Here is a 22,749-nt window from a genome sequence, read left to right as displayed (position 1 = left end):
TTCAGGGCCATGGATGGCAGGACCCTCGCTCGCATCGTCGCCGTCGTCTTCGTCGCGGTGGCCGTCACGGCGACCGCGCTCGAGATGACCCGGAAGGAGAAAAGACCGGACAACGTCGCTCCACAGGCGCTGACTGCTTTGGCGCCGAACCCGCTCAGCGAGGGCCTTCGCCGCTGCCAAACCCTCGGTGAGGCTGCTTTGCGCGACAGCGCTTGTCTGCACTTGTGGGCCCAACAGCGTGACCGGTTCCTCGGGCTCAAAACGCCGTTTGCGAGCTCGGCGTCCGGGATGGCCACCTCGTCGGAGGCGCGATAGGCATGGGCAACACCGGGGTCATCGACCAATTCCTCGCCACCTTCACGCGCTACATTGACAGTGGGTTCGGTCTGCTCGGCGGCGAAGTCGCATTCGTCGCCACCACCCTGATCGTCATCGACGTGACGCTTGCCGCGCTTTTCTGGAGCTGGGGCACCGACGATGACATTCTCGCGCGGCTGGTCAAGAAGACGCTATTCGTTGGCGTCTTCGCCTACCTGATTTCCAACTGGAACAGCCTTGCCCAGATCGTCTTCGAAAGCTTTTCCGGTCTCGGCCTGAAGGCGAGCGGCACGGGCTTTTCCGTCCAGGACCTGCTTCGTCCCGGCAAGGTGGCGCAAACCGGCCTCGATGCGGGACGACCGCTGCTCGAGGCGATCTCGGGGCTGATGGGCTACGTGTCCTTCTTCGAGAACTTCATCCAGATCGCCTGCCTGCTGTTTGCCTGGGCACTCGTCCTGCTCGCCTTCTTCATCCTGGCCGTCCAGCTCTTCGTCACGCTGATCGAATTCAAGCTGTCGACGCTGGCCGGCTTCGTGCTCATCCCGTTCGGCCTCTTCGGCAAGACAGCTTTCATGGCCGAACGCGTACTCGGCAATGTCATTTCATCCGGCATCAAGGTGCTTGTGCTTGCTGTCGTCATTGGTATCGGCTCCACGCTCTTCAGCGAGTTCACCCAAGGTTTTGGCGGGGAGAACCCCACGATCGACCAGGCGATGGCGATCGTGCTGGCGGCTCTGTCATTGCTTGGTCTCGGTATCTTCGGCCCAGGTATTGCCAACGGTCTTGTCTCCGGTGGGCCGCAGCTTGGCGCGGGGGCAGCCGTCGGAACAGGGCTCGCGGCAGGCGGCATGGCACTGGTTGCCGGCGGCACTGCCGGCCTAGCGATGCGGGGCGGAACGGCTGCTTTGTCTGCAGCCCCATTGGCGGCTCGGAGCGGCTCGTTCGTCGCAGGTGGTGCGTCGAGCGCCTATACCCTGGGCTCCGCCGGCCAAGCCGGCGCCGCCGGCATCGCCTCCGGGCTGGGCGGTGTTGCAAGCGCTGGTGTGTCTGCTGCTGCCTCGCCGCTCAAGCGCGCCGCCGCGCGCGCCAGCCAATCGATGAAGTCGAGCTTCGCTTCCGGCGCAAATTCGGCCGCTGCGGCCACCGGTGGTTCATCGACCCTGGGGACCGTCGGAGGTCCCGCCGGAGCTGCCAACGATCCGTCGTTTGGCCGCGACGGCCAGGCCGGCGGCTCGGCCAAGAGCCCACCCGACTGGGCCAAACGCATTCAGCGATCCCAGCGCCTATCGCACGGCGTCCAGACCACAGCGCATGCCGTGCGCGCCGGTGAAGCCCATGGCAGCGGCACATCGATTTCTCTCTCCGAAGGCAAATGACCAATGAACATCTTTCGTCGATCCGCCGTTCACTACGGCAAGACCCCTCAGCCGGAGACGCCTTATCAGAAGGCAGCGCAGGTCTGGGACGAGCGGATCGGCTCTGCTCGTGTGCAGGCCAGGAACTGGCGCACGATGGCCTTCGGATCGCTGATCCTATCGGCTGGGCTCGCCTGCTCGGTTGTCTGGATGTCAGCCCGAGGGTCAGTCGTGCCGTGGGTAGTCCAGGTCGATGCGCACGGACAGGCGCAGACGGTCGCGCCGGCGACCGCCGACTACAAGCCGACCGATCCGCAAATCGCCTGGCATCTCGCCCGCTTCGTCGAGCAGGTTCGATCGATCCCGGCCGATCCGATCATCGTTCGCCAAGATTGGTTGCGCGCCTATGAATGGACGACCGACCAGGGTGCGGCGGCGCTCAATGATTATGCCCGTGCGAACGAACCCTTTTCCAAAGTCGGCAAGAGCCAAGTGGCGGTCGAGGTCTCCTCGGTCATCCGTGCCTCCGCGGATTCCTTCCGCGTCGCCTGGACCGAGCGTCGTTACGAAAACGGTCAGCTCTCCACTACGGAACACTGGACCGCGATCCTGACGATCGTGGTCCAGCCGCCGCATGACGCCGAACGGCTTCGGGTGAACCCGCTCGGCATCTACGTCAACGCCATCAACTGGTCGCGGGAGATGAGCCAATGAGCCTCGCGCTGCATGCTGTCGCATTTCCAGCTGTTCGTGGATCCGCACTCGCGTCGGTGTTCCTCTCGGGGTTCGTGCTCACGAGCTGTGCCACGCTCCAGAAGCCGCCACGGATTGCCTATGATGCCTACGTGCCGCCGTTGCCATCCGTCCCGGCAAGGACTGCCGAGGAGAAACCCAAGCCGCCGCACATTCCACCGGGCTGGACACCAACGCTTGGGGGGCGGCTGGCGATACGCCGACTGCGCGCGTCGAGAACGCCAACGCGGCCGCGCGCGTCCAGCCTCGACGCGAGGGCTATTACAACGCCATCCAGATCTATCCGTGGAGCGAAGGGGCGCTCTACCAGGTCTATGCCGCACCCGGGCAGATTACGGACATCGCGCTTGAGCCCGGCGAAAACCTGACTGGTAGCGGCCCGATCGCGGCGGGCGACACCGCGCGCTGGATCATCGGCGATACCGAGAGCGGCTCGGGCATGACCCGGCGCGTCCATGTGCTGGTGAAGCCCTCGCGCGCCGACATCATCACCAACCTAGTCATCACCACCGACCGCCGCAGCTACATGATCGAGCTGCGGGCGGGCGAAAAGCCTTACATGCCGGCAGTGGCATGGGCGTATCCAACTGGCCCGGCCAGCCAGCAGCAGAGCATGCCCGCAAGGCCCATGATCCCGGACCTTGCCGGGCGAAACTACCGCTATGGCCTCACAGGTGACACGCCGCCCTGGAAGCCGGTCGCCGTCTATGACGACGGCAGACGCGTCTACATCGAGTTTCCGCGCGGGATCGTGCAAGGCGAGATGCCGCCGCTCTTCGTCATCGGTCCTGACGGCGAAGCCCAAATCGTCAACAGCCGGGTCTACCAAAACATTCTGATTGTCGATCGCCTGTTCGGTGCGGCCGAACTGCGTCTTGGCAGCGGCAAACGGCAACAGACCCTGCAGATTGTCCGAAGCGACGGGATCAAAATGGATCGACTGCCTTGGATGCCAACTCCCAATTCAGTGTCGAAAGCCACGAGTGCACCGAGGCAAAGGGGAGGGGAGCAGTCATGACCGAGAACGAAACCGCCACTGCGCCGATGCGACTTCGCGCCGAGCCGCCGCGCGTGACCCGTCTGTCGCGCAAGGCGATCGCCGGCGTCGTCTTCGTCGCGTCGCTGGGCATCGGAGGCGCGCTGGTGTATGCGCTTCAGACGCGCGATAGAGACACCCACGGCGAGGAACTTTATTCGACCTCCAACCGGCAGCCGGCCGATGGGCTCGCCAACCTGCCACGCGACTACACCGGCCCCGTCCTTGGGCCGCCGCTGCCGGGCGATCTCGGCCGGCCGATACTAGATGCCCAGAACAAGGGGCAGGCCGTCGTGCCGCCGAGCATTCCAACACCAACGGTTGACGAGGCTGAACAACGCCGGCGGGCTGAAGAGGAGGCGGCCCGCACATCGCGTGTCTTCTTCCAGACAGAAGCCAGGTCTGGGGCTACAGCCGAGCCTTCGGGTAATGTCGCTACACCAGACCTCTCCGGTCTGAATCCCTCCGGACAAGCCCCGCAGGATCGCCAGCTTGCGTTCCTCAATGCGGCGACCGACCGCCGCACCGTCGCGGCGGACCGTGTCGTGCCTCCGGCGTCGCCCTATGTGCTCCAGGCCGGAGCCGTCATCGCCGCCGCACTCATCACAGGTATCCGTTCCGACCTCCCCGGCCAAATCACCGCGCAAGTGACAGAGAACGTCTACGATAGTCCGACCGGTCGGACGCTTCTTATCCCCCAAGGGACCCGCGTCATTGGCCAGTACGATAGCGGAGTCGGTTTCGGGCAGCGCCGCGTGCTGCTCGTCTGGAACAGGCTGATTTTCCCGGACGGCCGCTCGATTGTTCTGGAGCGCCAGCCAGGCGCGGACGGGGGAGGGCTACGCTGGCCTTGAGGATGGCGTCGACTATCACTGGGGGGAATTGTTCAAGGCGGCCGCACTCTCAACCATACTCAGTGTTGGGGCCGAGGCTGGCTCGTCCGGTCAGGAGAGCGACATCGTGCGCGCGCTGCGAAACGGGGCTTCCGACAGTGTCAGCCAGGTCGGTCAGCAGATCGTCCAGCGTCAGCTCGAAATAGCGCCAACACTAACGATACGACCAGGTTTTCCTGTCCGCGTCGTCGTTACGCGCGATCTTGTCCTCGAACCTTACGGTGGCTGAAATGGCCAAGTTGAAGCTCGCGCCTATTGCCGATAACAAACCGGTCAAAGTCTCGGTGGAATTGCCCGCTCGACTGCATCGCGACCTGACCAGATATGCGGAGATTCTTGGAGGAGAAGCTGGGCTCCCTTCTACTGATCCCCTGCGCCTGATCGTGCCCATGCTTGAGCGATTCATCGCCACGGATCGTGGCTTCGCAAAGGCCAAGAAGGAGCGCAAGGCTTAGTCCAAAGCGGTTATGAAGAACGATCAGCGCCGCGCGATGCAGCGTGTAGCGGGAGAACAGTCGGTGCGCTTTGCGCTATCGGGTGAAAAGCAGACAGGATCGCCTCGAGAGCGACTTCCAATGCGCTGGAAAAAACCCTGCCTTTCTGCCAGACCGCCACATAGTGGTAGAGTGCGGATGGCTCCGCCGGCTTTGCCCCCAGTTCGAACGCCGCATATTCACGGGCAATGATTTCGTTGGTGATGGAGACACCAAGGCCGGCCGAGACAAACCCGACTTCGTAACCATGGGAGTCGTATTCCACCAATATTTCCGGCTCAATGCCGGCGAACCGCAGCGCGTTGAAGTTCATTTGGTGCGATGCAAACTGAGGGTCGATGTCGACGATCTTTTCCCCCGCCAGGTCGTGCGCCTCGACACATGTCTTTTTTGAAAAACGGTGGTTGCGTTGGAAGATGCACACGTTGCGTGCCGAGCCGATTGGTGCCCATTCAAACAGCCGGGTATCCAGAGGCAGCCTTGAAATTCCGAGATCTGCCCGCCCAGATAGGATATGCTCACCCACCTGCTCATAATTGCCCGAAATTGACCGGACACTCGAAGCCGTTTTCGAACGGATAGTCGCCACGACCTTTGGCAATGTCACGAATCCGAAGACGGCGGGGGCGGCAATCGCGATCCGCTGTTTCTCATCGTTCTTCATTGCAAAAATTGACGCCTCCAGCCGATCCAGAGACGTCAAGGCTATTTCTACATTGCGCAGGAGTTCCCAAGCCTCCCGCGATGGAAGGATGCGGTTGGTTAATCTCTCGAAGAGTTTGAGACCGAGCGCGGTCTCAAGTTGCTTCACCTGCTGACTTACCGCAGGTTGGCTTATCCCGAGCGCAGCAGCTGCTCGCCTGGTCGATCCGGTCCGCAGCACCTGACGAAACACCTGCAATTGTCGGAGCTTCAGGCCGCTCTGCAGCAACTCCATCTTGCGCCCTTTTGCTGAGACCCTTCACCGGCCACGAAGCGAGTGGCAGATGATGGAGGAGACCGATCCCGTGCAGCGGGCCTAGCAGACGAAGTCGACACAATCTCTGTGTCGACTTCTCTGAGCGACCCACGCCGGCCTACGCGGCTGATATCTCTCTCAGCCAATCATTTACATATTATAGTTGATAAACTCAAAGTATGTAAGTCGCGATCTTCCGGCGCATGGATATGCGCAAATTGGTCGGCCGGAACTTCGCCCGCCTGCGTCGAGAAAAAGGCCTGACTCAGGAAGAGTTGGAAGCGCGTTCCGGCTTCAGCCAGCAATATCTCAGCGGTCTGGAACGTGGTCGCAGGAATCCAACGGTAATTACGCTTTTTGAGCTGGCACAAGCTCTTGGCGTCGATCACGTTGAGCTTGTCCGGCCCGATAATGAGCTGTGACTGAGACTGCTGTGAGGATGATATCTCTGGCCGGCACATGCCTGCCACTGGGCGGTATCAGAGGGCGCGTAACGCAACGACGCGAGAGCGCTGAGATTGCCTCCACGGGCTGCGCAGAGGCGGGCAAACGAGATGGCGTTTAATCTTTCGGGACCAGAGAGAAAGGAGCGCTCGTATAATCATTCGTTATAGAGCGAATGTTAAAAATTATAGATTGAATGAAAAAACAGTGCCGGTAATTTAGAGGGCAATCCTGGAAATTTATTGCAGGATACCCTTAGTTGATTTCGCATTCTTCGGTCACCAGACAGAGATGTGCCGCTGAAAGACGCGGCGCATATTGCGAGATTGCGAACCGATGGAAAAGCGCCATGGGCGGCTTTACTGCTCAATTTGCTGCCGCCGTCATGGTTACCGTGAGTCTTGCTCTTGTCAGCGGACTGCTCGGCACCGTAGTCGGTCTGCTGTTGGCCATCTCAAAGGGCACGCCTGCGGCCCGTTTCAAAAGTGTGGTGACGGCTTACACGACCGTGGTTCGGGGCGTTCCAGAGCTCCTCATTATCCTCCTCGTATATTTCGGTGGAACCACATTCGCCAGTAAGATCGCTGGCAGGTATGTAGAGGTGAACGCTTTCACCGCAGGGGTCATCGCGCTCACTGTGGTCTTCAGCGGCTATGCGACCGAAGTCTTCCGCGGTGCGATCGCGGCTGTGCCCGCAGGCCAGACCGAAGCTGCGAAGTCGCTTGGACTGAATGCTTGGCAGCGGTGGCTGCTCATCGTTGGTCCGCAGATGCTGCGGCTGGCGCTGCCCGCCTATGGCAATCTTTGGATATCGCTTTTCAAGGATACGGCGCTCGTCTCTGTCGTCGGGCTGAGTGATATCATGCGCGTTGCCTATATCGGCGCCGGATCCTTGCGCGCGCCGTTGACCTTCTACCTTGCGGCATCCGCTTTCTATCTCTCCCTGACGACGATCACCTTGCTGTCGATCCGCTTGGCGGAGCAGCGCTATCCCGCCTTTGACCGATAGAAGGGGGCTCTCATGAACTTCGGCTTGATGATCGACGCCTTGCTGGTTCTGCCCTCGGGCATCGGTCTCACCTTGACCCTGACAGTCGCGTCGCTGACGGCGGGATTTCTTCTGTCAGTGCCGCTGGCGTTCGCCCGTGCGTTTGGACGCCCGAGCCTGTCGTTCTCGGTGCTCGCCTACACCTACGCATTCCGTGGAACGCCCATGCTCGTTCAGCTCTTTCTGCTCTATTATGGTCTGAGCCAGATTGAGGCCGTGCGCGCCAGCATCTTCTGGGTGATCCTGCGAGACCCTTTCTGGTGCGCCCTTTTTACCTTTTCGCTAAACAGCGCCGCACACACTACGGAGATACTGTGCCGCGGTCTCCAGTCTGTGCCGAAAGGCGTCGTGGAAGCCGCCAGGGCGCTTGGCCTGAAACGCTTGCAGATCGCCCGCCTTGTCACCTTTCCGATCGCTTTCAGGATTTCGCTTCCGGCTTACGGAAACGAAGTCGTGGGCATGATCAAAGGATCCTCTCTGGCAAGCACGGTAACGCTGCTCGAGATAACCGGAATGACCCGCCAGATGGTGTCGGCCACGTTCGCGCCCTACGAGATATTCATCGTCGCCGGAGCGATTTATCTGGCGCTCACCTCGGCCGCAGTGAAAGCGACGCAGGTTCTGGAGCAACGGCTTTCGACCGACGGCACGCCGAAGCAACGACGCAGGGCGCGGTTCCGGCCAGCCTTGCCTGACCACGAGATCACGACACCCGTGCCGTGACGCCGCAGCCTTACGGCTTCCCACCCAAACCAAACGAAAGAGGTGCCTTATGCGCATGCCCCTGGCTATTGCCATTTCTGTCGCGTCCTTGCTCGCAGCACTCCCGGCCGGTGCCGAAAGTGAACGCGCGATATCCATCGCCACCGAGGGTGCCTCGCCACCCTGGGACGGGACAGATGCGAATGGCGAGCTCTACGGGTACGACGTCGATGTCGGTCGCGAACTTTGTAATCGAATGAAGCTCACATGCTCGTTCGTCGCGCAGGATTGGGATGGGATCATCCCGGCGCTGCTCGTCGGCAAGTATGATGTCATCATGTCGGGCATGGCGATCACCGAGAAGCGAAAGCAGCAGATCGCGTTCTCGATCCCCTACGCCAGTGGCTTTAATCAATTCATCGTGCGCAAGGAGCTTGGGCTCGACGCCGGTGACACCAAGCAGAAGGTCAACCTCTCGACCATTGGTGACAAGGAGAAGGCAACCATCGAGCGGCTCAGGTCGGTCCTCAGCGGCAAAGCCATCGGCGTCTTGCGGTCATCGAATTCGGAGGCTGTCGTGAAACAACTGCTCGGCGATGTCGTGACTATTCGTAGCTATGATAGCCTCGACAACCTGAAGCTCGACCTTACCGCAGGGCGCGTTGACGGCGCGCTCGCTGACTATTTCACATGGCGCGATTTCTTGGAGGCACCTGGTGCCTCGGTTGCGATGTTTTTTGGACCGGAATTGAACGGTGGTCTCTGGGGACCGGGTGTGGGCGCCGGCATGCGGAAAGACGATGCAGAGCTACTCACCAAGTTCAATGCGGCGCTCGACGCTGCCACCAAGGATGGCACGATCAAGGCGTTGAGCCTGAAGTGGTTCAAGATGGACATTTCTCCGGCCGTTTCACAGTAGCCGGACAATCGTCAAACACCGCCTTCGCACCTGCAGGACAAATTCCATGAAAGATCCATTTTGTGCGGTCGTGACCGGCCAATCATTAATCACACATGACATCCGCAATGTTCAAGACGAACGGTTCGCTGAGGTTGAACGCTTCTTACGGCAAGGTGACGTCGTCTTCACCAATTTCGAGTCGACGATCCTCGGCAAACATGGCGGTTGGCCGACCAAGGGCAAGTACTTCGGCTATTCCACAGCCGAGGTGCTGGACGCATTGCAAGCCGTCGGTTTCAACGCGCTTGCTCTGGCCAACAACCACGCATTCGATCTTGGCCCTTGCGGGGTTCTCGCGACGTTGGAGGAAGTCGAAGCACGCGGCTTCCTGCATGCTGGGATCGGGATCGACGAGACCGATGCCGCGAAACTCGGCCATCGCACTCTGGGAGCCCGCCAGGTCTCTCTTCTTGCAATGGATGCAGGCCCCGGTCCGGCCAACATGTATGCCGAGAACCGGACGGCTTCGCGTCCGGCTCGACCTGGCGTCAACCGACTCAAAACCGTTCGCAAGATCGGGGTGCCGAACGGCCATTTCCGAAGGCTGGCAAGGCTTGGCGATCACTTGCAAAGCTCGCATCTTGAAATCACCAACTACGCGCAGCCGGAGGATCCGCCCCAGATGGCGAGCGGGAAGGAGCTGAATTTCTACGGAACCGTTTTCACCCAAGCCGCTGACTTCAGCCGCTTGATCGAGATCGATCCGCAAAGTGCAGATATTCAACTGTCCGCCATCCGGCAGGCGGCTGCGAAAGGCGATTTTGTTATCGCCTATCTGCACCACCACCATTGGGAACCAGGTTGGCAGGACGTGCCGCGCTGGGTACAGGCCTTTGCCCGTATATGCATTGACGCCGGCGCAGACCTTTTCGTAAGCCACGGTGCTCCCGTTCTTCAGGCGGTTGAAATCTACAATGGCTCGCCAATCTTCTACGGTCTCGGAAATTTCCTCTTTCACGTCCATCCGGATGAGGGCGAATGGGATCCTCCGGAAGTCTGGCAAAGCCTTGTCGCCGCTTGCCGCTACGATGCGAACGGAACCCTCGAAGCCATAGACTTTTTGCCCGTCGTGATCGGCGAGGCAAATCGGCGCCACGGATCCGAAACAGGCGGATTGGTTCCCGTTCCCGCCGGCGGACACGTGGCGCGAGATATTCTCGAGGGTTTCGCAAGCCGCTCGCGTGCTTTCGGTATAGGGATCGAAACGTCCGGATGCTCCGGCAGAATAATTGTGCCGCCTGCACGCAAATTTGGCTGACGATTACCCAGAAACCTAAGGCCATGCACGGAGAATGGTCTTTTGGAGCATCGAAAGCATTGTTGAACCCGAAACGCTCGAGCCCTTTTAGTGTAGCGCCAAAGCCAAAGATCGGGCGTGACCCTCACCCTGCTGATCTTCACGTCGGCAGACAGATCGCGGCAGTTCGAGTACTGTCGGACGTATCGCAGGCTCAGCTTGCCCGCTCGATAGGCGTCAGCGTCCAACAGCTACAAAAATACGAGAACGCAAGGAATCGCGTCAGTGCGTCCATGATCTACGAGATTGGCAAGTCGCTGGGCGTCCCCGCCAGTCGCTTTTTCGAAGGTCTTTCGGAGGATGGCGAGACCGACTGTGAGGCTTCCCCTCTGCCACCCGATGAGCGCATTGGCTTCATTGCCAGCTCAGAAGGTCAGCGGCTGATCTTACGTTTCATACTACTGCCTCCACGGGTACGCGCCAGGTTATCTGCCCTGATCACTGCGATCGGGGAAGAATTGACCGTCCCTCAATGACGAATGACAGCGAAGGCTGGGTGCGGAAAGACTCATCGCCATCGCGCCAAAATTGCGCCAAGGGCGCCGGTGAATGTGATCTTTTCGCTGCTCGGTGAAGACGCCGTTTCCGGATCGCTGCTGCCGGGCAGTAAACGACCCCCCTTCCAACCATATACAATGGCCGACCGTCGCCGACTGGCCCGGAGGTGTTGACGACGAAACACAAAAGCCGCCACTCCAGGTTCGCCCTTTGTACCTCGAAAGTTGTCTAATTGCGATGGGGTCGTCAACCGTCTTTTAGGCGTTTCGACGGCGCTGCCGGTGCATGGTTGTCTACGCGGTCGACAGGAGTCGCCGCACGATGGGGCTTCGCGGGAGGAGCCTTCCAATGTCGCATACGCACGCCACTCAATCAGCGTGCAACTTTCGAGGCGGAATGACTCTGCCCACGTCCCGGCAGGGACGTCTCAAGCGCTCGGATGTTGAACGCTATTCACAAAAATCTCATGCTGCGACTCCTCCGAGTTGCCGATCGAAGTATGCACTGGTCTTGAGCATTGCGAGCATCGTCACAGCTAATTTGCGCGCAACGGCTACAGCAGCACGTTTGAAGCCAACCCTTTCCTTGAGTTTGAGCCCCCATGTCCGCAGGCAACTGGCAGCCGAACTGCGGGTCAGCATGACCGTCGCAGCTTCGTAAAGAAGGGTGCGCAAACGAGGATCGCCCCGCCTCGAGATGTGACCATCATAATCAATCTCGCCCGATTGGTAGCGGCGGGTTGTCAGGCCGAGCCAGGCACCGACGGAGCGAGATGTCTTGAAGTTGCTCGGATCTTCGATGGCCGCCGCAAAGGACGTTGCAACAGTCACACCGACGCCGGGGATCGACATGAGAATTTTACAGGTCTCGCTTTGGCGCGCATCCACAATGAGTTGACGGGCGAGATCGGCAGCGCGCATGCGAAGGCTGCACCACGCTTTCAGCAGTGGCAGGATAACAGGAGCCAGTTGCTCTTGGTCCGCAAGGAGGCGTTGGACATGCCTCTCGAACATGTTCCCCTTGCCCGCCGGCACGATTATGCCGAAGGTCTTCATGAGCCCGCGGATCTGGTTGGACAGCTCAGTGGTCATGCGAACCAGGCGGGCGCGGGCCCCGACCAGCGTGCGGGTCAGCATGCTGTCGAATCCCTTGACGCGTACTTCACGATAGAAGCCCACCTCCGCCAGATGCGCCAAACCATCCGCGTCGTTGGCATCGGTTTTATTGGGCGCCATATCGAGCGCAGCCTTGGCATGACGTGCATCGATGCAGATTGCCGGCAACCCCTCAGCGCGAAGCGCATGATAGAACCATACCGACAGGGGGCCGGTTTCGAACACGACGCGTTTCACGTCCGGCGCGCGCTTGTGAACAAGCTCGGCAATGAGCTTCGGATCAGAAGCACATTTGCCCCGCCAGACGCGGGCGCCGGCGCGTCGAATTGAGATTGCCGTCTCTTTCATCGAGACATCAAGGCCGATATAAAATCATCCATGGCTGCTCTCTCCGATAGTTGCCTGGGCCCGTGCGAATCGTGAGCCCGTACGTCCATCTTATCGGGGGAGCAGCCACCTCCCATTTGGGATTGGTTTCATGGGGCTTCGCTCCCGCAATTACCCCATGTCGCATAAAAAGGCAGTGTGGAATTCTGACGTTCAGTCGGAAGCCTCGCCATCACGGTGTCATCGAAGCCCTGGTGACGTCGGTCCGATAACGATCGACTGCTTGTTACAGAATACCATCGTTGCGGCCGAAACACGACCAGGCTATTGCTTTGGGGAGCCGATCCACCAGTGCGCGGACGTGTATGGCATTGTGATGGAACATTCGGCAGCATCCGCCCCGAAGGTAACTCGCGCGCAACGCCACATCTTGCAACATGGCCGTCCCTCCGTCAAAGTGGCGCCATGTCGGTATCGCAATCTGCAGCGGGGCGCGCACTTGCGCCGCGCCGCCACGATGAAATCCTGAGACGTCTCGCTGCAGTCGGCTCGGTCGGGATCACCGATCTGGCCAATTTCTTCCACGTGTCGCGGGAGACGATCCGCCGCGACCTGAAACATCTGGCCGATCGAGGTCAGCTCGACATCGTCCATGGCGGGGCCACGCTGTTCGAGGCGACCGAACCGGCGCTCAACGAACGCAGCCAGGAGAATGCGGCCGGCAAGGCCGCGATTGGTCGGACCGCGGCCGGCCTAGTTGAGGATGGCATGGTGGTCTTCCTCGATTCAGGCACCACCACACTCGCCGTTGCGCACGCTCTGGACCGCCGGCAAAGCCTGACGATCTGCACGACCAGCTTGTCGATCGCGCTGCATATGTGTCGCCAGCCCAATGTGCGCGTTCATATGCTTGGCGGTGAGATCGACCCGGCCGAAGAAGCGGCCATCGGTATCGATGCGCTGGAGGCGATCAGCCGCTTTCGCGTTGACGTAGCATTTCTTGGTGGCGGCGGGCTGTCGCCTGACGGCGAGGTCACCGACTTCACGCGCAACGGCGCCGAGCAGCGCTCGCGCATGGTGGCCACGGCCAGTAAGGCTTATTTCGTGCTCGACAATTCGAAATTCGGGCGTCTGACGCCGCTGCGCATTCCACGCTTCGAACTGGCGGCAGGCGTCATCGTGGATGTACCGCCGCCCTCCTCCACCATCGAGGCGCTGGAGCGCAAAGGGCCAAAGCTCATAGTCGGCACTTAATGTGATTATTTGTTGCATTTTGTGTTGATATCTGTGCCCCTTTAGTTATGTTGACCCCCATCACCTTTGGGAGATCGTTTCATCGTGGCGCAGGAATTCCCGACTCAGGCTCGAATCGTCATCGTCGGCGGCGGCATCATCGGTTGTTCGGTCGCCTATCATCTGACCAAACTGGGCTGGAGCGATGTGGTGCTGCTCGAGCAGGGGCAGCTCAGCGGCGGCACCACATGGCACGCGGCTGGTCTTGTCGGCCAGCTGCGCAGCCATTCCAACATGACCAGCCTGATCCGATATTCCACGCAGCTCTACAGCGAACTGGAGGCCGAGACCGGTCTTGCCACGGGCTGGAAGAATTGCGGCTCGCTGTCGGTGGCGCGCACTGCCGACCGCATGACGGTGTTAAAACGCACGGCCGCGTCGGCGCGTGCCCAAGGGGTCGAGATCGATGTCATTTCGCCCCGCGAAGCCGCCGAGCTGTGGCCGGTCATGGCTGTCGACGACCTCGTCGGCGCCGTCTGGCTGCCCGGAGACGGCAAGGCCAATCCGACCGATCTCACGCAATCGCTTGCCAAGGGCGCGCGCCATGGTGGCGCCAAGATATTCGAGCGGGTCAAGGTCATCGGCATCAATGTCAGGAACGGCGTCGCCTGCGGTGTCGAGACCGACCATGGCGACGTCGCCGCCGAGATCGTCGTCAATTGCGCCGGCCAATGGGCGCGCAAGGTCGGGCTGATGTGCGGCGTCTCGGTGCCGCTGCATTCGGCCGAGCATATGTACATCGTCACCAGCCGGATAGAAGGCGTGCATCCGGATCTGCCCGTCATGCGCGACCCCGATGGCTTCATCTACTTCAAGGAAGAGGTTGGCGGCCTGGTCATGGGCGGCTTCGAGCCGCATGCCAAGCCGTGGGGCATGAACGGCATTCCCGAAAATTTCGAATTCGCGCTGCTGCCTGACGACTGGGATCAGTTCGAGATCCTGATGGAAAACGCGCTGGTACGCGTGCCGCAGCTGGCGCAGGCCGAAGTCAAGAAATTCTACAACGGTCCCGAGAGCTTCACGCCTGACAACAATTTCCTCCTCGGCGAGGCGCCGGAGTTAAAGAATTTCTATGTCGGCGCCGGTTTCAATTCGATGGGCATTGCCAGTGCCGGGGGCGCCGGCAAGGCGCTGGCCGAGTGGATCGTCAACGGCGCGCCGACCATGGATTTATGGCCGGTCGACATCAGGCGCTTCGCCTCGTTCAACAACAATCCGCGCTGGCTGCATGACCGCGTCAAGGAGACGCTCGGCCTTCATTACGCCATGCCGTGGCCGAACCGCGAATTGGACAGCGCGCGGCCCTTCCGCCGCTCTCCGCTTTACGACCGGCTTGCTGCCAAGGGTGCCTGCTTCGGCTCCAAGATGGGCTGGGAGCGCGCCAATTGGTTCGCGGCACCAGGAGAGAAGGCCGAGAACGACTATGCCTTCGGCCGCCAGAATTGGCACGAGGCGGTGCGGCGCGAGATGAAGGCGACGCGTGAAGCCGTCGCTGTCTTCGACCAGACCTCCTTCGCCAAGCTTCTTGTCCAGGGCCGCGACGCCTGTGTCGTGCTGAGCCGCATATGCGCCGGCGACATCGATGTGCCGATCGGCACGTCGGTCTACACGGGCGTGCTCAACGTGCGCGGCGGTTACGAAAGCGATCTCACCGTGATGCGGTTGGGCGCGGAAAAGTTCCTCATCGTCACCGGTTCCGCGCAGGCAGTCCACGACGCCGACTGGATCGTCAAGAACATCCCGGCGGGCGCGCATGCCGTCCTGACCGACGTCACCTCCGCCTATGCCGTGCTCGCCTTGATGGGGCCGCGTTCGCGCGACCTCTTGGGCAAACTGTCATCGGCGGATTTTTCCAACACTGGCTTCCCCTTCGCCACCATCCGCGAAATCGATATCGGCTATGCCACCGCCTATGCCAATCGCATGACCTATGTCGGTGAGCTCGGCTGGGAACTGATCGTGCCGACCGAATTCGCCGTCGGAGTCTACGAGGCGCTGCATGAAGCCGGCAGGGAGTCCGGTCTGATCGACGCCGGCTACTACGCGCTTGATGCCCTACGCATCGAGAAGGGTTTTCGCGCTTGGGGCCGCGAACTGACGCCCGACATCAACCCGTGGCAGGCGGGGCTTGGCTTTGCCGTCGCGATGGACAAGCCGGGCGGCTTCATCGGGCGTGATGCGCTCGCCGCCGCGAAACCCTCGTCGGCACCGGCCAGGCGCATCGTGCTGTTCACAACAGACGATGCCGAGCCGATGCTGTGGGGCGGCGAATTGATCCTGCGCGACGGCAGACCGGTCGGCGAGGTCCGCTCGGCCGCTTATGGCCATACGCTAGGCCGTTCGGTGGCGCTCGGGCTGATCGAGCACGAAGCGGGCGTCGACGCCTCGTTCCTGAGCAGCGGTCATTTCGAGATCGATCTGGCCGGTGTGCGCCACACCGCCACGGCGCATCTGCGCAGCCCCTATGACCCGAGGTCGGAGCGGGTGAAAGCCGATGCGGTGGAGATCAAGGTCGCGGCCTAAAGCATTATCCCGAAAAGTGGGAACCGGTTTTCGGACGAGATCATGCTCAACTAATCCGCCGACATCGAGCGCGCCATGTCGAGAAAGGCGCGCACCAGCTTGCCGCCGCTGCGCTCGCGCAGGCAGATCAGCGCCTCGTCCATCAAGGTCTCGGGCGCGTCGATTGTGATCGGCACGAGCCGCGAATCCTGGCCGAATTCGGCCGCCGAGACAAAGCCGATGCCGGCGCCCGAGGCGACGATCTCGCGCACGGCCTCGCGGCCCTCGGCCTCGATGACCGGCCTGAGCTCGACCTTCGACGCAGCGGCCAGGTCTTCCAGCTTCTGGCGCGTCTTCGAGCCACGCTCGCGCATGACCAGTGATTCCTGCGCCAGCTGTTTGAGCGTCAGCGATTTCTTCCCCGACAGCGGATGGTCGATCGAGGTGAAGGCGATGATCGGCGTCGAGTTCAGTTTCAGCACCTCGAAGTCGCGCCCGGCAGGCACTTCGCCCAGCACGCCGATGTCGGCATCGTAGCTGTAGAGGCTGCTGATCACAGTCTCGGTGTTGCCGGCGCGCACCGAAACCTGCACGCCAGGATAGCGGGCCCGGAAGCTGCCGAGGATGTGAAGCAGATGGTGCGCTGCATCGGCCACGATGCGCAGCGTACCGGAACGCAGGGCGCGTGACTCGGTCAGGAGTTCGAGCGCCTGCTGCTCGGTATCGAACATGCGGTGGGTTATTTCGAGCAGTTTCTGGCCGGAATGGGTCAGCGTAACCTGCTTCTTGTTCCGGTTGAACAGCAGGACGTCATACTCTTCCTCGAGCTTGCGCACCTGGTCCGATATCGCCGGCTGGGTCAGGAACAGCGCTTCGGCCGCCCGCGAAAACCCACCGGAGATCGCCACCTGATGAAAGGCTCGCAGCTGAACGTAGCGCATCCTGTGTGCCTTTCGGGTCGCGAAGTCGCCTGCACTTTATCATAAGCCTCGGTAGTCAAAAGGCAGGAATAAACGATTCCTCTGATGCCTGGGATGAACTTCCTATGTTTCACAACCGCGTCATGAGCAGCATGCAGCCTAAGCCCATACGCTCAGCGTCTATCGTTCCAATCGATACATCGATACAAAATAACGATTTTACAAATATGTCGTCTGGGCCAACAATGGCGCCACATCAAAAGACCTGTCGGAGGACATCATGCTCGCCGAGACGAAATTTGCCGCGGAGCCGCTGGCCAGGCCGGCCCTGGGAGAGCCTTATCTTTTGACCCCCGGGCCGCTCACCACGGCCTATTCGGTCAAGCAGGCGATGCTGCGCGATTGGGGATCGTGGGACGGCGACTTCCGCGCCATGACATCAGACATGCGCCGCCGCCTGCTGGCGCTGACCGGCGACGCGAAAGGCGAGTTCGACTGCGTGCCGATGCAAGGCAGCGGCTCGTTCTGCGTCGAGGCGATGCTGGGCTCGTTCGTGCCCAGGGATGGCAAGGTACTGGTGCTGGCCAACGGCGCCTACGGCCTGCGTGCCGCACAGACCATGCAGTATCTTGGCCGCGCCTATACACTGATCGACAAGGGCGACTACTTGCCGCCGCGCGGTGATGAGGTGGCGGCCGCCCTCGAGGCCGATCCTGCGATCACGCATGTCATCGCCATTCATTGCGAGACCAGCTCCGGCATTTTGAACCCGGTCGCAGAGATCGCCGAGGCCGTCCATGCCAAGGGTCGCAAGCTGCTCGTCGATTCCATGAGCGCGTTCGGCGCCGTCGCGCTCGACGTCAACGAGATCCGCTACGAGGCAATGGTCTCGTCCGCCAATAAATGCATCGAGGGCGTGCCAGGCTTCGGCTTCATCATCGCCCGCAAGAGCGAGTTGGAAGCCGCCAAGGGGCGCAGCCACTCGCTGTCGCTCGACGTCCACGCGCAATGGGCGCACATGAACAAGACCGGCCAGTGGCGCTACACGCCGCCGACGCATGTCGTCGCCGCCTTCCTTGAAGCCTTGCGCCAGCACGAGGCCGAAGGCGGCGTCGCCGGCCGCGGTGCCCGTTATGTCAGGAACCGCGACGTCATGGTGGCGGGCATGCGCGAACTCGGCTTCGAGACGCTGCTTCGGGACCGCTGGCTGTCGCCGATCATCGTCACCTTCTTCAACCCCGCTCACACTAACTTCGCCTTCGATCGCTTCTATGAGTTGATGAAGGACAAGGGCTTCATCATCTATCCCGGCAAGCTGACGGTCGTGGATTCCTTCCGCGTCGGCTGCATCGGCCAGATGGACGAGCATGTCATGCGCCGCGTCGTCGAGGCGGCGGCGCAATCGCTTGATGAAATGGGCGTCGACACCGCCGCTCCACCCGCCGCGGCAATCGCCGAGCGTGCCAAACTCGCCGCCTGAAGCGGCCGATTTCGAGGATACCAGATGAACCAGATGTCTCCGATCAACGTCGCGGTCAACGGCCGCACCTACGCTTGGCCGCGCGTGCCGGCCATCGCCATTTGCCTTGATGGCTGCGAGCCGGCCTATCTCGACGAGGCGATCAAAGCCGGGTTGATGCCGGCCCTGGTCAGGATCAAGGAGAAGGGCACGGTGCGCTTTGCCCACTCGGTCATTCCGAGCTTCACCAATCCCAACAACCTGTCGATCGCCACCGGTCGCCCGCCATCGGTGCACGGCATCTGCGGCAACTATCTCTACGAGCGCGAGACCGGCAAGGAAGTGATGATGAACGACCCGCGCTTCCTGCGCGCGCCGACCATTTTTCAGGCCTTCTACGATGCCGGCGCCAAGGTCGCCGTGGTCACCGCCAAGGACAAGCTGCGTGCGCTGCTCGGCAAGGGCCTCGCCTTCGGCGAGGGCCGCGCGCTGTGCTTCTCGGCCGAAAAGTCGGACACCACCACCGTGGCCGAGCACGGCATCGACAATGCCTCGAAGCATTTCGGCCTGCCGGTGCCGGAGGTCTATTCGGCCGAATTGTCGGAATTCGTCTTCGCCGCCGGCGTCCAGCTGCTCAAGGAATTCCGCCCCGACGTCATGTACCTGACGACGACCGATTATGTGCAGCACAAATACGCACCGGGTGTGCCCCAGGCCAACGCCTTCTACGAGATGTTCGACAAGTACCTGACCGAGCTCGATGCGCTGGGCGCCGCGATCGTCGTCACCGCCGACCATGGCATGAAGCCCAAGCACAAGCAGGACGGTTCGCCCGACGTTGTTTACGTCCAGGACTTGCTCGACGAATGGCTGGGCAAGGACGCCGCGCGCGTCATACTGCCGATCACCGACCCCTATGTCGTGCACCATGGCGCGCTCGGCTCCTTTGCCACCGCCTATCTGCCTGATGGCGCCGACCAGGCCGACATCATGGCACGGTTGGCCAAGATCGACGGCATCATGCTAGTCGTCGACAGCCCTGATGCCTGCGAGCGTTTCGAGCTGCCGGCTGACCGCATCGGCGACATCGTGCTGGTTTCGACCAAGAACAAGACGATCGGCACCAGCGAACACCGCCATGATCTCGCGGCGCTGAACGAGCCGCTGCGCTCGCATGGCGGACTGACCGAGCAGGAAGTGCCGTTCATCGTCAACCGCGTGCTGCCGGACCTGCCGAACGAACCCACGCTGCGCAACTTCGACGCTTTCTACTACGCGACCATGGCGGCGGCGCTGGCTTAGGCTGAGCCAGATGTCGACCCCCACTCCATCGAGCTTCGAGTTCGACAGCCCTGGCTCCCTTCCTCTCCCTCCGGAGGGGGGAGGTGGCGCCGCAAAGCGACGGAGTGGGTGAAGCCATTGCCGAGGCGCGATGCCGCTGCCTCCGAAAAATCAACACGGCCCTCTGAGCGCCCGGAAACACCGACATGACCAAGCTTGACCCTGCCATCAAAGTTCGCCACGAGCCGATGCGCATTGCCGGCAAGAAAGTCGATGCCGACAGCGTGGTCGAGGTTCGTTACCCCTGGAACGACACCGTCATCGGCACAGTTCCGGCCGGCCGTGCCGAGCATGCCCGCCAGGCGTTCGAGATCGCCGCCGGCTACAAGTCGAAGCTGACGCGCTACGAGCGCCAGCAGATCCTGTTCCGCACAGCGGAAGCGCTGGCGTCGCGCCGGGAAGAAATATCCGATCTGATTACGCTCGAGCTCGGCATCTCCAAGACCGACTCGCTCTACGAAGTCGGCCGCGCCTATGACGTGTTCACGCTTTCGGCGCAGATGTGCATCCAGGATGATGGCCAGATATTCTCCTGCGACCTCACTCCGCATGGCAAGGCGCGCAAGATCTTCACCACGCGCGAGCCCTTGAAGGCGATCTCGGCGATCACGCCGTTCAACCATCCCCTCAACATGGTCTCACACAAGGTGGCCCCTGCCATCGCCACCAACAATTGCGTTGTGGTGAAGCCGACCGAACTGACGCCGATGACGGCGTTGCTGTTGGCCGACATCCTTTACGAAGCCGGCCTGCCGCCGGAAATGCTGTCTGTTGTGACCGGCTGGCCGGCCGATATCGGCAACGAGATGATCTCCAACGACAACATCGATCTCATCACCTTCACCGGCGGCGTGCCGGTTGGCAAGATGATCGCGCGCACCGCGGGCTACAAGCGTCAGGTACTGGAACTCGGCGGCAACGATCCGCTGATCATCCTCAACGATCTCTCCGACGAGGATCTGGCCAAGGCCGCCGATCTCGCCGTGGCGGGTGCTACCAAAAACTCCGGCCAGCGCTGCACGGCGGTCAAGCGCATCCTGGTCCAGGAGAGCGTCGCCGATCGCTTCGTGCCGCTGGTGCTGGAGCGGGCGAAGAAAATCCGCTTCGGCGACCCGATGGACCGCTCGACCGACCTTGGCACCGTCGTGCACGAGAAGGCGGCGGCATTGTTCGAAGCCCGCGTCCACATGGCTGCGGAGCAGGGGGCTGAAATCCTTTACAATCCGGGCCGCCAGGGCGCGCTGTTGCCGCCGATCGTCATCGACCGCGTATCGCACACATCCGAACTGGTTATGGAAGAGACCTTCGGGCCGATCATCCCGATCGTGCGCGCGCCGGACGATGACGAGGCACTGATCGCGCTGTCCAACTCGACCGCCTTTGGCCTGTCGTCGGGCGTCTGCACCAACTCGTTTCCCCGCATGCAGAAATACATCGCCGGCCTGCAGGTCGGCACGGTCAACATCTGGGAAGTGCCGGGCTACCGCATCGAGATGTCGCCCTTCGGCGGCATCAAGGATTCAGGTAATGGCTACAAGGAAGGCGTCATCGAGGCGATGAAGAGCTATACCAATGTGAAGACGTTTTCGCTGCCCTGGTCATGACCGGGCGCGACTGACGAACCCAAAACAGGGGGAGCGGCCGTCGCTCCCTCATTCGCGTTTCGGAGAGGGTTATGGCCGCGATATCCGAGCTTGTGCATACAGAGGGCGATTCCAACACCACGGCGGCGCGCGGCCGCTGGGATGCCGGCCAGGACGATCCCCGCATTCGCGGCCTGCTCGATCGCGACGCGGCCGCGTTCATGCACCAGAGCCTGTCCAGCCCCTGCCTTTCGACGATCGCCAAGGCCGAAGGCATCTGGATCGAGGACACAGCCGGTCACCGTTTCATGGATTTCCATGGCAACAGCGTGCATCACCTTGGTTACGGCCATCCCAGGTTGGTCGCCGCGATCAAGAAGCAGCTCGACGAGCTCTGCTTCGCGCCGCGCCGCTTCACCTGCGAGCCCGCTGTCGAACTGGCCGAAAAGCTGGCAGCACTTGCGCCCGGTGATCTCGGCAAGGTGCTGTTTACTACTGGTGGCTCGGACGCCATTGAGGTGGCGCTGAAGATCGCGCGCGCCGCGACTGGCCGCTTCAAAACAGTATCGTTCTGGGATGCCTTTCACGGCGCCGGCTTCGGGGCGGCGAGTGTCGGCGGCGAGGCGACCTTCCGCTCCCACATCGCCGGACCCATGATGACCGGCACCGAGCACGTCGCGCCCTGGGACGGCTATCGGTGCCCGTACGGCCACGATTCGCTGGAAGCATCCGGGCTCGCCTGCGCCAACATGATCGCTTACGTGCTCGGCCGCGAGCAGGATGTGTCGGCGGTCGTTGCCGAGCCGATGCGCGCGACGCCCAATCCGCCGCCGGCCGGCTTCTGGAAGCGGGTGCGCGAGGCCTGCGACCGGCACGGCACGCTCCTGATCTTCGACGAGATTCCGACTGGCCTCGGCAAGACCGGAAAATTCTTCGCCCACGAACATGACGGTGTGACGCCCGACATCGTCGTCCTCGGCAAATCGCTCGGCGGCGGCATCCTGCCGATCGCCGCCGTCATCGCGCGTCGCGACCTCGACGTCACCGGCGGCTTTGCCATCGGTCACTACACCCATGAGAAAAATCCGGTGACGACGCGTGCCGCGCTGACCACCATCGACATCATCCTGGAGGAGGGACTGGTCGAGCGCTCGGCCGAGCTTGGCCGGCATATGCTTGGACGGATGCAGGACCTGATGGCGCGTTCGTCCCATGTCGGCGATGTCAGAGGCAGGGGACTGATGGTCGGGGTCGAACTCGTCGAGGACCGCGCCTCGCGCCAGCCGACACGCGACCTCGCCGAACGTGTCTTCTATGCCTGCCTGGAACAGGGACTGAGCTTCAAGGTCAGCCAAGGCAATGTGCTGACACTCTCGCCGCCTTTGGTCATTTCGAAGACCGATCTCGACCGGGCACTCGACATCGTCGAAGCCGCGGTGTTGGCGGCCTGAC

19 protein-coding genes and 2 pseudogenes are annotated in these 22,749 nt (G+C 61.6%); 18 read left to right on the top strand and 3 right to left on the bottom strand.

Going from position 1 to position 22,749, the window contains the following annotated elements:
• The first annotated feature begins 9 nt into the window (after positions 1 to 9).
• The 6 genes and pseudogenes from trbK-alt (at position 10) to FJ970_RS25740 (ending at position 4,810) form a co-directional block, all read left to right on the top strand.
• Complete coding sequence (trbK-alt, locus tag FJ970_RS25765) at positions 10 to 315, top strand: putative entry exclusion protein TrbK-alt (protein WP_140765268.1); 306 nt, start codon at positions 10 to 12, stop codon at positions 313 to 315.
• 2 nt (positions 316 to 317) lie between these two features.
• Positions 318 to 1,694, top strand: coding sequence for a P-type conjugative transfer protein TrbL (trbL, locus tag FJ970_RS25760; protein WP_140765270.1), 1,377 nt, complete (start codon positions 318 to 320; stop codon positions 1,692 to 1,694).
• Positions 1,695 to 1,697: 3 nt separating this feature from the next.
• Positions 1,698 to 2,387, top strand: coding sequence for a conjugal transfer protein TrbF (gene trbF, locus FJ970_RS25755; protein WP_140765272.1), 690 nt, complete (start codon positions 1,698 to 1,700; stop codon positions 2,385 to 2,387).
• Positions 2,384 to 3,444: pseudogene (trbG, locus tag FJ970_RS25750) on the top strand (P-type conjugative transfer protein TrbG). Before trbF ends, trbG begins: the two are co-directional and overlap by 4 nt.
• A pseudogene (locus FJ970_RS25745) lies at positions 3,441 to 4,584 on the top strand (TrbI/VirB10 family protein). Before trbG ends, FJ970_RS25745 begins: the two co-directional pseudogenes overlap by 4 nt.
• A gap of 1 nt (position 4,585) precedes the next feature.
• On the top strand, positions 4,586 to 4,810 hold the full coding sequence (locus FJ970_RS25740; protein ID WP_140765274.1) for a DUF2274 domain-containing protein: 225 nt from the start codon (positions 4,586 to 4,588) through the stop codon (positions 4,808 to 4,810).
• Between the two features lie 10 nt (positions 4,811 to 4,820).
• Here the strand turns inward: FJ970_RS25740 and FJ970_RS25735 are convergent, their stop codons facing one another.
• On the bottom strand, positions 4,821 to 5,786 hold the full coding sequence (locus FJ970_RS25735) for a LysR family transcriptional regulator (protein ID WP_140765276.1): 966 nt from the start codon (positions 5,784 to 5,786) through the stop codon (positions 4,821 to 4,823).
• A 224-nt stretch (positions 5,787 to 6,010) separates the two neighbouring features.
• Between FJ970_RS25735 and FJ970_RS25730 the strand changes: the two genes are divergently transcribed.
• The 6 genes from FJ970_RS25730 (at position 6,011) to FJ970_RS25705 (ending at position 10,735) form a co-directional block, all read left to right on the top strand.
• On the top strand, positions 6,011 to 6,229 hold the full coding sequence (locus FJ970_RS25730; protein ID WP_140765278.1) for a helix-turn-helix domain-containing protein: 219 nt from the start codon (positions 6,011 to 6,013) through the stop codon (positions 6,227 to 6,229).
• 371 nt (positions 6,230 to 6,600) lie between these two features.
• Positions 6,601 to 7,260 carry an ABC transporter permease subunit gene (locus FJ970_RS25725; RefSeq protein ID WP_140765280.1) on the top strand — a complete coding sequence of 220 codons (660 nt, stop codon included), beginning with the start codon at positions 6,601 to 6,603 and terminating at the stop codon, positions 7,258 to 7,260.
• Between the two features lie 12 nt (positions 7,261 to 7,272).
• Positions 7,273 to 8,022: an ABC transporter permease gene (locus FJ970_RS25720; RefSeq protein WP_140765282.1), complete on the top strand. Its 750-nt coding sequence runs from the start codon at positions 7,273 to 7,275 to the stop codon at positions 8,020 to 8,022.
• A gap of 49 nt (positions 8,023 to 8,071) precedes the next feature.
• On the top strand, positions 8,072 to 8,920 hold the full coding sequence (locus tag FJ970_RS25715; RefSeq protein WP_140765284.1) for a transporter substrate-binding domain-containing protein: 849 nt from the start codon (positions 8,072 to 8,074) through the stop codon (positions 8,918 to 8,920).
• Positions 8,921 to 8,966: 46 nt separating this feature from the next.
• Entirely contained in the window at positions 8,967 to 10,220 is a 1,254-nt protein-coding gene (locus FJ970_RS25710; protein WP_140765286.1) for a CapA family protein, read from the top strand.
• Positions 10,175 to 10,735: a helix-turn-helix transcriptional regulator gene (locus tag FJ970_RS25705; RefSeq protein WP_321575697.1), complete on the top strand. Its 561-nt coding sequence runs from the start codon at positions 10,175 to 10,177 to the stop codon at positions 10,733 to 10,735. The genes FJ970_RS25710 and FJ970_RS25705 overlap by 46 nt, the downstream gene beginning before the upstream one ends.
• A 486-nt stretch (positions 10,736 to 11,221) precedes the next feature.
• On the opposite strand, the gene FJ970_RS25700 is transcribed toward FJ970_RS25705, so the two are convergent.
• A complete protein-coding gene (locus FJ970_RS25700) occupies positions 11,222 to 12,220 on the bottom strand; it encodes an IS110 family transposase (RefSeq protein ID WP_265336197.1) in 999 nt (332 codons plus the stop codon).
• A 444-nt stretch (positions 12,221 to 12,664) separates the two neighbouring features.
• Here FJ970_RS25700 and FJ970_RS25695 point away from each other — a divergent pair, with 444 nt between their 5' ends.
• Together FJ970_RS25695 and FJ970_RS25690 are read left to right on the top strand one after the other, a co-directional pair.
• Positions 12,665 to 13,453, top strand: a complete 789-nt coding sequence (locus FJ970_RS25695; protein WP_140762534.1) for a DeoR/GlpR family DNA-binding transcription regulator — start codon at positions 12,665 to 12,667, stop codon at positions 13,451 to 13,453.
• 84 nt (positions 13,454 to 13,537) lie between these two features.
• On the top strand, positions 13,538 to 16,015 hold the full coding sequence (locus FJ970_RS25690) for a GcvT family protein (protein ID WP_140762537.1): 2,478 nt from the start codon (positions 13,538 to 13,540) through the stop codon (positions 16,013 to 16,015).
• A gap of 50 nt (positions 16,016 to 16,065) precedes the next feature.
• Here FJ970_RS25690 and FJ970_RS25685 read toward each other — a convergent pair whose 3' ends face one another.
• Positions 16,066 to 16,935: a LysR substrate-binding domain-containing protein gene (locus tag FJ970_RS25685; RefSeq protein WP_140607447.1), complete on the bottom strand. Its 870-nt coding sequence runs from the start codon at positions 16,933 to 16,935 to the stop codon at positions 16,066 to 16,068.
• 259 nt (positions 16,936 to 17,194) lie between these two features.
• Between FJ970_RS25685 and FJ970_RS25680 the strand changes: the two genes are divergently transcribed.
• From FJ970_RS25680 to FJ970_RS25665, 4 genes are all read left to right on the top strand, one after another.
• Positions 17,195 to 18,394: a 2-aminoethylphosphonate--pyruvate transaminase gene (locus tag FJ970_RS25680; protein ID WP_140762540.1), complete on the top strand. Its 1,200-nt coding sequence runs from the start codon at positions 17,195 to 17,197 to the stop codon at positions 18,392 to 18,394.
• 24 nt (positions 18,395 to 18,418) lie between these two features.
• The gene (gene phnA, locus FJ970_RS25675) at positions 18,419 to 19,675 is read left to right on the top strand and encodes a phosphonoacetate hydrolase (protein WP_140762543.1); all 1,257 of its coding nucleotides are present in this window, start codon (positions 18,419 to 18,421) and stop codon (positions 19,673 to 19,675) included.
• Positions 19,676 to 19,860: 185 nt separating this feature from the next.
• Positions 19,861 to 21,318 carry a phosphonoacetaldehyde dehydrogenase gene (phnY, locus tag FJ970_RS25670; protein WP_140762545.1) on the top strand — a complete coding sequence of 486 codons (1,458 nt, stop codon included), beginning with the start codon at positions 19,861 to 19,863 and terminating at the stop codon, positions 21,316 to 21,318.
• A gap of 71 nt (positions 21,319 to 21,389) precedes the next feature.
• Positions 21,390 to 22,748, top strand: coding sequence for an aspartate aminotransferase family protein (locus tag FJ970_RS25665; RefSeq protein WP_140762548.1), 1,359 nt, complete (start codon positions 21,390 to 21,392; stop codon positions 22,746 to 22,748).
• Position 22,749: the final 1 nt, after the last annotated feature.

The sequence above is a fragment of the Mesorhizobium sp. B2-1-8 genome, from assembly GCF_006442545.2.
Lineage (GTDB): Bacteria > Pseudomonadota > Alphaproteobacteria > Rhizobiales > Rhizobiaceae > Mesorhizobium.
The sequence above is the reverse complement of the archived record's forward strand: the minus strand, read 5'-3'. Positions and strand labels throughout refer to the sequence as shown.